Raw genomic sequence first — 11,945 nt, 5'->3', positions numbered from 1 at the left:
GGAAGAGCCATGGCAAAAGAAAAGATAAAAGTTTATACCTATACACGAGTGTCTACCGCCATGCAGATTGACGGCTACTCGCTGGATGCCCAGAAATCCCGCATGAAAGCTTTTGCGGAATTCAATGATTATGAGATTGCTCACGAATATGAGGATGCGGGAAAATCGGGTAAATCAATTGAAGGCCGTACGCAATTTAACCAGATGATGGAGGACATCAAAACCGGCAAGGATGGCGTTTCCTTTGTTCTGGTATTCAAGCTATCCCGCTTTGGCAGAAATGCGGCAGATGTCCTTTCCACCTTACAGGTCATGCAGGATTTCGGTGTCAACCTGATCTGCGTGGAGGATGGTATTGATTCCTCCAAAGATGCGGGAAAGCTGATGATTTCCGTCCTATCGGCAGTGGCGGAAATTGAGCGTGAAAACATCCGTGTCCAAACCATGGAAGGTCGTATCCAAAAGGCCAGAGAGGGCAAGTGGAACGGCGGCTTTGCCCCCTACGGCTATAAACTGGTGGATGGCAAGCTGGAAATCAACGAAGAGGAAGCTCCGGCGATTCGCACCATCTATGAGCAGTATGTTACAACCGATTCTGGCGCAAATGGGATCGCAAAATATCTTGAAAATCATGGAATCAGCAAAGTCCAGCGCCAGAACGGGAAAAATCCTCTTTTTGACGCTCGTCTGATCCGCATGATTCTGAAAAATCCGGTTTACTGCGGCAAGATTGCCTATGGCAGGCGAAAAACCGAAAAGGTGCATGGAACCAGAAACGAGTACCGTTTGGTAGAACAAGAAAACTTTTTGTTGGTGGATGGTCTGCATGAGGCCATTATCCCGGAGGATGTATGGCAGGCAGCACAGGTCAAGTTGGCTGCTCAAGCCAAACGGTATGAACACGTCAACAAAGGGAAAAACGAATGCACGCACCTGTTGTCCGGCATTGTAAAATGTCCCGTATGCGGTGTTGGAATGTATGGTAATAAGTGCGTAAAACGGAAAGCGGACGGTAGCAAATACAAGGATTTCTACTACTATGGCTGCAAACATCGCTCTATGACCCGTGGGCATAAATGTGATTACAAGAAGCAAATCCGGAAAGAGCTGCTGGACGATGCTGTGGCGGAGGTAATCTGCAAGCTGGTCAGCAATCCCAAATTTGCGGCGATGATGCAGGAAAAGATCAACATGAAAGTCGACACCACGGCGATTGAGCAAGAAATCAGCAGCTATGAAAAGCAGCTTCGTCAGGCTTATTCCACCAAATCCAAGCTAATTGAAGAAATCGACTCTCTTGACCCGGATGACCGGCATTACAGCAGGCGGAAATCAGACCTTGATGATCGGCTCTATGGGATGTATGATAAGATTGAAGAATTGGAATCTCTGCTGATTGCAGCCAGAGCCAAGAAACAGGCTATTGAGGCAGAAAAGCTGACCGGCGATAATATCTACAAGGTTCTGATCTACTTCGATCAACTCTATGGAAAGATGAACGACAGAGAGAAACGGCAGCTGATTGAGGAACTGATTTCTGAAATTCAGATTTACCCGGAGCGTCAACCCAATGGTCAGTGGCTGAAATCCATCAAGTTCCGGCTGCCTATCATAGAGGAAGATATGAATATTAGTTTGGACAATGAACATTATGTTGAATGTGTTACCTTATTCAAAAGAAAGTCAGGCAACATCTTATGAAGGATTCTCACCCTGCAAATATATTTCTATCCGCAATGCAATGGATAGGAAAAACGGTTTCCATAAACAATCTACATAATCATTTAGATCTCATTGACAATGCAAGAAACGAGGCCAAAAAGCACGATTGGCTACACCACTGTACAAACCGCCAAGCTTTCTTGAGCATGCTCAGGAGCAATAAATATCGGAAATAATTCTTGTTAGCAGCGTACGATTGAATCCTATTACCAGACAGCCAAATACAACTTCTCGAATAGGAAGCGCCGTTTTACCGCTTTCTAAAAGGATGTGAAGCGATGATTCTCAGCGCCAGCCGCCGGACGGACATTCCCAACTACTATATAGATTGGTTCCTGCACCGCGTCCAAGAGGGTTTTGTGTATGTCCGCAACCCGATAAATCCACATCAAATCAGCCGCATCTCTTTATCGCCTTCGGTGGTGGATTGCATCGTCTTTTGGACGAAAAACCCGGAGAACATGCTCCCCCATCTGAGAGAGCTGGCGGCATATCCCTATTATGTCCAATTTACATTGACCAGCTATGGCCGGGATATCGAACCCAATCTGCCCGACAAAAAGGACCGCCTAATCCCCACCTTTCAGGCCCTCTCTTCCAAAATCGGCAAAGAGCGGGTCGTCTGGCGGTACGATCCGATCTTTCTCAACCGCCGGTACACCGTTTCCTACCATTTGGCCGCCTTTTCGGAAATTGCCAGGCGTCTGCGTGGGTATACGGAAAGGGTGGTCATCAGCTTCATCGACCTCTATGCAAAAACAAAACGCAATACGGCAGGGCTTTTTCTGTCTCCGCCGGAGGGGGATACACTGTTCTATATGACCGGACAGATGGCCCAGATCGCCGCTGAGAACGGCATGGCCATCGAGAGCTGCGCGGAGTCCTGCGACCTACAGGCGGTGGGTGTCCAACACGGAAGCTGCATCGACCCTCACCTGATCGAGCGGATCATCGGCTGTCCTCTCCGCGCTGGCAAAGACCGCAACCAACGCGCAGCGTGCGGGTGTGTCGAGAGCATCGACATCGGCGCTTATCACACCTGCCGGAACGGATGCAACTATTGCTACGCCAATTTCAGCCCGGAAAAAGTCGCCGACACCGTCCGGCTCTATGCGGAACATGCGCCCCTTTTGTGCGGAACGGTTGGGCCACAGGATCAAATTACGGAACGGCCTGTCCGTTCCCTCAAAGACATGCAGCTCCGTTTGGAGTAGGCGGCCATCTTCTGAGAAACCGGGATTTTCTCCTGGCCGGCGCACGGCACGGGCGGCAGCCAATGCCCCTGTTCAAAGCCCCTGCCCACACTTCCATGCAAGAAACTCACTATCCAAAACTTGACAAATTCCGGTGGATCGTGTATAGTAGACCCGTAAATGGAACAGGGGAGCTTATACATAGGCTGAGAGGAAGTTGCGAACTTCGACCCATAACCTGACTTGGATAATGCCAACGTAGGGAAAGAAACGAACCCTACGGGAAATGCTTGGCATTTCCCGTTTTTGTATGCATCCCGTCTGCGCACATTTTACAGGTTCTCCAACAGGAGAAGACAATTGAATCGGAACGGTTGAGAGTGAACGAGAGTTCACGAAGGGGTACACCACCGCGGGTGTATTTTTTCGTGAACTCTTTTTTCTTTGCTTACAGCTGGATTCCAGAAAGGAGCTGCATGATGATTCAGATCAATGGCACCGCCGTCGAACTTGCGGAGGGGACGACCCTACAGGGCTACCTCGACCAAAATCAGTACAACCCTGCCCGCGTCGCCGTTGAGCGGAACGGCGCGATTGTCCCGAAGGCTGCGTACCCTTCCACCGTCCTCGCGGACGGCGACCAAGTGGAAATCGTCCATTTTGTAGGAGGTGGCTGATTTGGAACCGCGCAACCCTATCACCAAAGAACAGATTCAATGCGCGCTGCGGGAGCGCCATTCCGCAGGCGTGCAGGAAAAGCTGGACCACGCGCGGGTGGCTGTCGCAGGGCTCGGCGGTTTGGGTTCCAACGTCGCGTTTGCTCTGGCCCGCATCGGCGTCGGGCACCTGCACCTGATCGACTTTGACCGCGTGGACCTCGCCAATTTAAACCGCCAGCAGTATTTCCTCCGGCATTTGGGCATGTACAAAACCGACGCCCTAAAGGAGGAACTGCTGCAGATCAACCCCTATCTGGACATCCGGACCGATTGTGTCCGTGTGACGGAAGGCAATCTTCCGGAGCTCTTTGCAGAGGACCCGATCGTCTGCGAAGCCTTTGATTCCCCGGAGGCAAAGGCGATGCTGGTGAACGGCATCTTGGAGCATTTCCCGCAGGCCTTCCTGGTCTCCGCCTCCGGAATGGCTGGATACAGCGACAGCAACCGCATCCAGACGCGCAAAATCACCGACCATTTTTACCTCTGCGGCGATGGGATAGCTCAGACGGGGCCCGGCTACGGCCTGATGGCTCCCCGTGTGGCGCTCTGCGCAGCGCATGAGGCCAATTGCATCGCACAATACATCTGTACAACAAAAGGAGAAGAACCATGAATACACAACAGGATCTTTTGAGCATTGGAGGGCATACCTTTACCTCCCGATTCATCCTTGGTTCCGGCAAATATTCGCTGGAGCTCATCCAGGCTGCCATTGAAAAGGCGGGCGCGCAGATTGTCACGCTGGCGCTGCGCCGCGCGAACGAGGGCGGGCTGGCCAACATCCTCGACTATATCCCCAAAACCGTCACCCTGCTTCCCAACACCTCCGGCGCGCGCAATGCCGACGAAGCGGTCCGCATTGCCCATCTCGCGCGGGAGCTGGGCTGCGGCGACTTTATCAAAATCGAAGTGATCCACGACTCCAAGTACCTGCTGCCGGACAACTACGAGACCATCAAGGCGACGGAGGTCCTGGCAAAAGAGGGCTATGTCGTCATGCCCTATATGTACCCCGACCTGAACGCCGCCAGGGACCTGGCCAACGCGGGCGCGGCCTGCATCATGCCGCTTGGCGCGCCGATCGGCACGAACAAGGGCCTTTGCACCAAGGAGTTCATCCAGATTTTGATCGATGAAATCGACCTCCCGATCATCGTGGACGCCGGCATCGGCCGTCCTTCGCAGGCGTGTGAGGCGATGGAGATGGGCGCTGCCGCTGTAATGGCCAACACCGCCATCGCGACCGCTGGCGACATCCCCGTCATGGCGGAAGCGTTCCGGCAGGCGATTGAGGCGGGCCGCAAAGCTTACCTTTCCGGCCTTGGCCGCACGCTGGAAAAGGGCGCAAGCGCCTCCTCCCCGTTGACCGGCTTTTTGAGAGAATAAGGAGGGAAACGCGCCATGGCACAGAATGAACATATCAATGAAAGCATCCTGAGCGACGAAGTGCGGCAGGATATGAAAAAAGAACGCATCGACCACATGACATACCTGCCGGGCATGGAGGTTTTGGATTCCGGCATCGGCCAGCAGGTTTTGGACCGCACTGCCGCCTACGATTACAACCGTTATACCGCGGATGACGTCCGCCGCGCCCTCCGGCATGAAAACCGCACCCTGGAGGATTTCGGCGCGCTGCTCTCCCCCGCCGCCCTTCCGTTTTTGGAGGAGATTGCACAGGTAGCCCAGCAGGAAACCCGCAAGCATTTCGGCAATTCGGTCTGCATGTTTACGCCGCTCTACATCGCCAATTACTGTGAAAACTACTGCATCTACTGCGGCTTCAACTGCCACAATAAAATTCACCGTGCGCAGCTGAACGCCGAGCAGATCGAAAAGGAGATGGAGGCGATTGCCGCCACCGGCCTACAGGAGATTCTCATCCTGACCGGGGAAAGCCGCTCCAAATCCACCGTTGCATACATTGGCGAGGCCTGCAAAATTGCGCGCAAGTATTTCAAGGTGATCGGCCTGGAGGTGTATCCGATGAATTCCGACGAATACGCCTATCTTCACCAGTGCGGCGCCGACTACGTTACGGTCTTCCAGGAAACGTACAACAGCGACAAATATGAGACGCTCCACCTACAGGGCCATAAGCGGATTTTCCCATACCGGCTGAACGCGCAGGAGCGCGCTCTAAAGGGCGGTATGCGCGGCGTTGGGTTCGGCGCGCTGCTGGGGCTGGACGACTTCCGCAAGGACGCCTTCGCCACCGGCTGCCATGCCTGGCTGCTCCAGCGCAAATACCCGCACGCGGAAATCGCCTTCTCCTGCCCCCGTCTCCGCCCGATCATCAACAACGACAAGATCAATCCCATGGACGTCCACGAACCGCAGCTTTTGCAGGTGGTGATGGCCTACCGGCTTCTGATGCCGTTTGCCAGCATCACCATCTCCACGCGGGAATGCGCGCGCGTGCGGGACAATCTGGTCTCGATCGCCGCGACGAAAATCTCCGCAGGTGTCAGCACGGGGATTGGCGAACACTCGGACGAGATCGAAGCAAAGGGGGACGACCAGTTCGAGATTTCCGACGGGCGGAGCGTGGACGAAGTATTCCACGACCTCCAAAAGCTCGGCCTCCAGCCGGTGATGAACGACTATGTCTACGTATAATCGCTCCGTCGTCGCGGTTACCAATCGATCGCTTTGCACCAGGCCCTTTCTCGAGCAGGTGGAGCGGGTCTGCGCCTTCCAGCCCGCCGCCCTGATCCTGCGCGAAAAGGACCTGGACGAAAGCGCCTATGAAGCGCTCGCGGCGGATGTCCTGGCGATCTGTAACCGCCACCGGGTTCCCTGTGTCCTTCACAGCTTCCTCGATGTGGCAAAGCGTCTCGGTGTAAAACAAATCCAGCTCCCCCTGTGGAAGCTGGAAGAGGCCGCCGCGGACGCCAACCGGCCGTTGGACAGCTTTTCCCGTATCGGCGCATCGGTGCATTCCGTGGAGGACGCACGCCGCGCCGGACAACTCGGGGCTTCGTATCTCATCGCGGGCCATATCTTCGCAACGGGCTGCAAGCCGGGGATTCCCCCCAGGGGGTTGGCGTTCCTGCGGGAGGTCTGCCACGCAGCGTCCGTGCCCGTCTATGCGATCGGCGGCATCTCCCTTGATTCCGAGCAAATGCAAAGCGTTCTTTCCTGCGGCGCGGCAGGCGTGTGTATTATGTCCGGGATGATGCGCCTGTAAATCCTGCCGGAACGCTTTCTCCGGCCTGGATTTCGCGGGAGACCGGTCTGTATCCTTTTTGGTCAAGTGCCCTTTCGATCAAGCATCCTTGCAAAGGTCTTGCCGTCCAACACAGTTGCGGTTTACGCCCCAGGTTGGTATAATACATACGGAAAAGCCGACCCACCGGCATAAAAACAGCGCACGATCGTGCGGGACCTTTAGGGCAGCCATGAGATATTGCACCGGCAAAGCATCTGAAGTTGTGCATTGCCCCAAAGCGGAAGGAGAATCACCATGGAACGGATTACAGCGGTTATTTTTGATATGGACGGTCTGATGTTTGACACCGAACAACTCTATGAACGCACATGGGGCCAGGCGGTATCGGAACAGGGAAAGGTTTTTACACGCAAAATTCACAGCCTGATTATGGGCCGCAGCAAGGCCGATTCCGCACAGATCTTGCTGGACGTCTATGGGCCGGATTTCCCTGTGCAGAAGGTTATCGACCGCCAGACGCCGCTCTTCTTTGAGGCGTTGCAGACGGAACAGATCCCCGCGAAAAAAGGGCTGTTTCCCCTGTTGGATGCGCTGGAACAGCGCGGCTTAAAAAAAGCCGTCGCCTCCTCGTCCCAGCCCAAGAAGATCGATTTCCTGCTGAAACAGCACGGCTTGGAGCACCGTTTCGATTGTGTGGTCAGCGGGCACCAGGTCCACGCCAGCAAACCGAATCCCGAAATTTTCCTGCTGACGGCAGAACAGTTGGGGGAACCGCCCGCAAATGTCCTGGTCTTGGAGGACTCCAACGCCGGAATCCGCGCTGCGCACAACGGAGGGTTCCGTTCCATCCTGATTCCCGACCTCTGCAAATTGGAACCGGACGTTTTGCAGCTTTGTCTGCGCAAGGTGGACAGCTTGGATGATGTCATCTCGATCATCGATGCGATCAACGGCCGTTGATCGGCGAAACATTCTATAGAAACGGAAAGCCATGGTGTCTAAAGCGATAAAACACTTTAGACACCATGGCTTTTCTGTTTGATGTCCGTAGTATCCAGTGAAAAAAGCGTTAGAAGGGTCTTAAAACATTGCCGGACAAAAGATCAAGTCATAGCCGGTTCCGATGCGGTGCCCACTTGTATCCAATTCGAAAGATTTTGTTTAAACGCATCATAGACTTCGAATGTCCATTGGTAATCGTAGTCTCCTGGATTCTCCTGCTCCCATTTCTCCATAGTCGCTGGAAACCCTTCCGGCAGTACATAGCTGGTCAGGTCACACACCATCCACCCATCAACTTCGCAGACCTCTTTTTCGCGGAGTTCCTCTACTGGGACTTGTTCCCCTTGAATCTGTATGGTGTTTCCATCTGCCAAATCTTCGCCGCGGTAGCATTGTAAAAGGAACATCACGTGGGAGGTATAATCGATTCCACTTTCTGTGGTTTCAACCGTCACAAAGGTGAGATTTCCTCCATAATCTGCGCGTTTTACAGAAAACCATTCCTGTGTCGCATCCTCCATGTGCCATGTGTCCCATATAATGCGCTTTTGATCTGTATTGGGGTCGGAAAAAACCTGATCCGCTGTGATCGTCAATCCGGCATCTTTCAGGGAGTATCCTTGGATTTCCTGAATGGCGTCCGGCTCTGCCGGCGTTGATGTTCCCACAGGGATTTCCGACGGCCCAGCAGAAGAAAGGGGACTCCCCTTATCAAAACGATCATCCGAGGGCCCTGGGGCCGTTGTGCAAGCAAGCAACGCAAAGCATAAGAAAACCACCGCTCCAAAGAAGAAAGTCCACTTCATAACAAGCTCCTTTTTGCATGATTAATAGCTATACCTTAAAATTCGATTCACCCAATATCCATTATTCGTATAGTCCTGTAAAGTTGCTTTATTGTCGGATGCTGGATCCTTAATATAAACTAATTCGCTGCTATAAGCATATGCGACTACAAAATGCGTTGTATAGCTGTTTTCCATTCCAATAATCACTGGCAAGCCTTGACTGATTCCATCCGCGACATAAGCCGCTGTATCGGCTACAGATACGTTTTTAAATTCATTCACATCTACTGATAAGCTACAACGTTGACCTGCGACGACAGATTGAAAAGGACAAGCGGCCGTTGTAATAATCTTATTGACCCGTCCAGGATCATAATCTAAATTTCTCAGATAATCTGCAACCATTGTAAAACTTGTAAGCATACAACCATATGTTCCTATATCAACATTTTGTACCTGCATTAAGTCATTGCTGTAAGATTGTCCGCTTTGTTGCCAACGTTTTATGGATATTTCCCCTCTGCCTTTTGAACGAAGCAACATCTTCCCCTTTGCAAGTGATGCGGCATTCGCACTGACATATTCACTTGGACAGATTCCCTGCAACGACTCTATAGAGAATTTTCTAATAAAAGGTTGCGGAATTGCAAATACTGTCTGCGTATTTATTACAAAACAGCAAAGCGATCGTCAATAAAGTAAATATACTCTTTTTCATAATATTACCTCCTTGTATTGTCTATGTACAATTTATAAATCAATCTTTCTCATTGAAATCACCCTTTCTGATATAAATTTACTATATTTTTTACTATTAGTCAATATTTTTTAATTAATATCATTTAATAATAAAATGGCATCTAAAGAAGTCATCGCTTACTTTAGATGCCATATGTGTACATAAAAATAATCCTCTACAATCGCTATTCTACAGCTTAGGATAGTGATTGTAGAGTCTTTTTTACATATCGTGATACCGCGCCAAAAACGCGCGGGTGCGTTCATTGGTGGAGCTGTCAAAGAGCTGTTCCGGTTTTCCCTGTTCGACAATCGTGCCGTCATCCATAAACACCACATAGTCGGCCACATCGTGGGCAAACTTCATCTCATGGGTAACGACCACCATGGTCATATGCTCTGCGGCAAGCTCCCGGATTACCTTGAGGATCTCCCCAGTCAACTCAGGGTCCAGCGCGGAAGTTGGCTCGTCAAAAAACAGGATTTCCGGTTCCATGGCCAACGCGCGCGCAATGGAAACCCGCTGCTGCTGTCCTCCGGAAAGCTGATAGGGATAGGCGTCCGCCTTGTCCGCCAGGTTCATTTTTTTCAATAGCTCGCGCGCGGTTGCCTCCGCCTCCTCCCGCTTCTTTCCCAGCACACGGACCGGAGCTTCCGTAATATTGCGCAGCACAGAAAAATGCGGGAACAGGTTAAAATTCTGAAACACCAGGCCAATGCGCAGACCAATGCGGCTGCATGTCGCTTTATCCGCATAGACCGCCTTCCCATCCGGCCCGTTTTTGACCAACGTCTCCCCACACAGGGTGATGGCGCCGGAATCGACCGTCTCCAACTGGGTGACGCAGCGCAGAAAGGTGCTCTTCCCGGAACCGGAAGGGCCGATGATCGCCAGTACTTCGCCCTTATTCACAGAGATAGAAATCCCTTTCAGCACTTCGTTTCCATCAAAGCTCTTTCGAATTTGTTCTGCCTGTAATATCTCCACGGTCCTTCCCCTCCTAACGGTAATAGCTGAGGCGCTTTTCTGCCACGGTAAAGCAGCGCGTCACGATGCCATTCATCACCAGATAGAAAATACCCGCGATCAGGAATGGGGTCATGTCGACCGCCGAAGATACCCAATTTTCCGTAATACGCAGCAATTCGACCACGCCGATCGCCTGGGCCAGCGATGTATCCTTGACCAATGTGATGAACTCGTTGCCCATCGGCGGGATGATCCGCTTGACCACCTGCGGCAAAACAATTCGGAAGAAGGTTTGTTTCTTGGTAAAGCCCAACACCTTTGCCGCCTCATGCTGTCCCTGCGGGATTCCTTCGATTCCTCCACGGAAAATCTCTGCAAAATAGGCGGCATAATTTAAGGCAAATGCCACCTGCGCGGAAATCACGCGGTCGAGCTGAATACCAAAAATGGGCTTTAAGCCATAAAAGATAAACAGCAATTGCAGCATCAGCGGCGTACCGCGCATCACCAGTATGTAGAACCGCACAGGCAAATTAATGATCGGATTTTTGGACATACGTCCCAGCGCCACCAACAATCCCAGTGGCAAGGAAAAAAGCAGCGTGGAAAAAAAGATGCGCAGCGACATCAGCGTCCCTTCCAACATCTGGGACAGCAATACCTGGTAATTCACGCTGCAACCACCTCCTTTTCAGCCCTTTTCATGGAAATTGCTTCTTATTCCTCCGCCGGAATCGTTGTGACGTCTTCCCCGAACCACTTGTTGGAGATTTCCGCCAACGTGCCGTCTGCCGACATCTCTTTCAAAGCGCCCTCTACTTTTTCCTTCAAAGCGTCGTCGCCCTTGCGGAAACCGATGACATAGTTTTCCTCTGCCAGGGAAGCGTCGTCGCCGTTTTCATCCTGCAAGATGGTATAGGCGCCGGGGTTGTTCTGCAAATAGTAGCGCGCCACCACTTCGTCGATGGCAATCGCATCAATGGTTCCATTCTGGATTTCCATAACAGCCTTGGAATAGTCGTCGATCTGTACGACTTCTTGAAGCGTATCCTTGAAGTCAGGGTTCTCATTCAGCGCAACCTCAGCAGAAGAATCCGCTTGCACCCCGACAATCTTTCCCGCCAGATCGTTCAAACCCTGATAGGTGGAATCGGATTTCACTAAGATGATCTGGTCGTTCTTCATATAAGGGATACTGAGATTAAATTCCTCTGCGCGCTCCGGCGTTTCACTGAAGCCGTTCCAGAGGCAGTCGACATTCCCATTGCTGAGCTCTGCGGATTTGCTATCCCAATCGATGGGCTGTGTGACCAGCTCAATCCCCAGCCGGCTGCACACCTCGGTTGCTACATCGATGTCAAACCCAACCAATTCGCCGGTCTGCGTATCGACAAAGCCCATCGGCGGGAATGCATCGTCCAAGCCCAGTATGAGCTGGCCCGCGCTTTCGACCTTTGTCCAAGATTCGTCAGCCGCCTCTCCTCCGGTTTCCGACGCCATATCGCCATTCGTGGCCAATCCCGCAGCGTCGTCTCCATTCCCTGTTGCTCCGTTGCCACATCCCACGCAGCCGATGACCATCAGCGCCGCCAGAAAAATTCCCCACAGTTTTTTCATGCGTACTCTCTCCTTCTTAAATCT

General features: G+C 52.1%; 13 protein-coding genes. 8 read left to right on the top strand and 5 right to left on the bottom strand.

What is annotated here, in order from left to right; all coding sequences use genetic code 11:
• The first annotated feature begins 9 nt into the window (after positions 1-9).
• The 8 genes from I2G69_RS02065 (at position 10) to I2G69_RS02030 (ending at position 7,766) form a co-directional block, all read left to right on the top strand.
• On the top strand, positions 10-1,701 hold the full coding sequence (locus tag I2G69_RS02065; RefSeq protein WP_195560115.1) for a recombinase family protein: 1,692 nt from the start codon (positions 10-12) through the stop codon (positions 1,699-1,701).
• 299 nt (positions 1,702-2,000) lie between these two features.
• Positions 2,001-2,936, top strand: a complete 936-nt coding sequence (locus I2G69_RS02060; RefSeq protein ID WP_195560114.1) for a DUF1848 domain-containing protein — start codon at positions 2,001-2,003, stop codon at positions 2,934-2,936.
• A 458-nt stretch (positions 2,937-3,394) separates the two neighbouring features.
• Complete coding sequence (gene thiS, locus I2G69_RS02055) at positions 3,395-3,592, top strand: sulfur carrier protein ThiS (RefSeq protein WP_191363050.1); 198 nt, start codon at positions 3,395-3,397, stop codon at positions 3,590-3,592.
• Between the two features lies 1 nt (position 3,593).
• On the top strand, positions 3,594-4,247 hold the full coding sequence (gene thiF, locus I2G69_RS02050; protein ID WP_191405655.1) for a sulfur carrier protein ThiS adenylyltransferase ThiF: 654 nt from the start codon (positions 3,594-3,596) through the stop codon (positions 4,245-4,247).
• Entirely contained in the window at positions 4,244-5,020 is a 777-nt protein-coding gene (locus I2G69_RS02045; protein ID WP_191448556.1) for a thiazole synthase, read from the top strand. Before thiF ends, I2G69_RS02045 begins: the two co-directional genes overlap by 4 nt.
• 72 nt (positions 5,021-5,092) lie before the next feature.
• Positions 5,093-6,253 (top strand): 2-iminoacetate synthase ThiH, encoded by a 1,161-nt coding sequence (thiH, locus tag I2G69_RS02040; protein ID WP_442858879.1) that lies wholly within the window; start codon positions 5,093-5,095, stop codon positions 6,251-6,253.
• Positions 6,240-6,824, top strand: a complete 585-nt coding sequence (locus I2G69_RS02035; protein WP_195560112.1) for a thiamine phosphate synthase — start codon at positions 6,240-6,242, stop codon at positions 6,822-6,824. The genes thiH and I2G69_RS02035 overlap by 14 nt, the downstream gene beginning before the upstream one ends.
• Before the next feature lie 276 nt (positions 6,825-7,100).
• Positions 7,101-7,766: an HAD family hydrolase gene (locus tag I2G69_RS02030; RefSeq protein ID WP_195560111.1), complete on the top strand. Its 666-nt coding sequence runs from the start codon at positions 7,101-7,103 to the stop codon at positions 7,764-7,766.
• A 143-nt stretch (positions 7,767-7,909) separates the two neighbouring features.
• Here I2G69_RS02030 and I2G69_RS02025 read toward each other — a convergent pair whose 3' ends face one another.
• From I2G69_RS02025 to I2G69_RS02005, 5 genes are all read right to left on the bottom strand, one after another.
• Positions 7,910-8,476, bottom strand: coding sequence for a hypothetical protein (locus I2G69_RS02025; protein WP_140400364.1), 567 nt, complete (start codon positions 8,474-8,476; stop codon positions 7,910-7,912).
• A gap of 159 nt (positions 8,477-8,635) precedes the next feature.
• Positions 8,636-9,139, bottom strand: coding sequence for a C39 family peptidase (locus tag I2G69_RS02020; RefSeq protein ID WP_195560110.1), 504 nt, complete (start codon positions 9,137-9,139; stop codon positions 8,636-8,638).
• A gap of 418 nt (positions 9,140-9,557) precedes the next feature.
• Entirely contained in the window at positions 9,558-10,322 is a 765-nt protein-coding gene (locus I2G69_RS02015) for an amino acid ABC transporter ATP-binding protein (protein WP_330610101.1), read from the bottom strand.
• Between the two features lie 13 nt (positions 10,323-10,335).
• Entirely contained in the window at positions 10,336-10,977 is a 642-nt protein-coding gene (locus I2G69_RS02010; protein ID WP_087234050.1) for an amino acid ABC transporter permease, read from the bottom strand.
• Between the two features lie 44 nt (positions 10,978-11,021).
• Positions 11,022-11,921: an amino acid ABC transporter substrate-binding protein gene (locus I2G69_RS02005; RefSeq protein WP_237966203.1), complete on the bottom strand. Its 900-nt coding sequence runs from the start codon at positions 11,919-11,921 to the stop codon at positions 11,022-11,024.
• Positions 11,922-11,945: the final 24 nt, after the last annotated feature.

Origin of the sequence: Anaeromassilibacillus sp. D41t1_190614_C2, from assembly GCF_015558525.1 — a bacterium.
GTDB classification, from domain to species: Bacteria; Bacillota; Clostridia; order Oscillospirales; family Acutalibacteraceae; genus Anaeromassilibacillus; species Anaeromassilibacillus stercoravium.
This window is presented reverse-complemented; position numbering and strand designations above follow the sequence as displayed.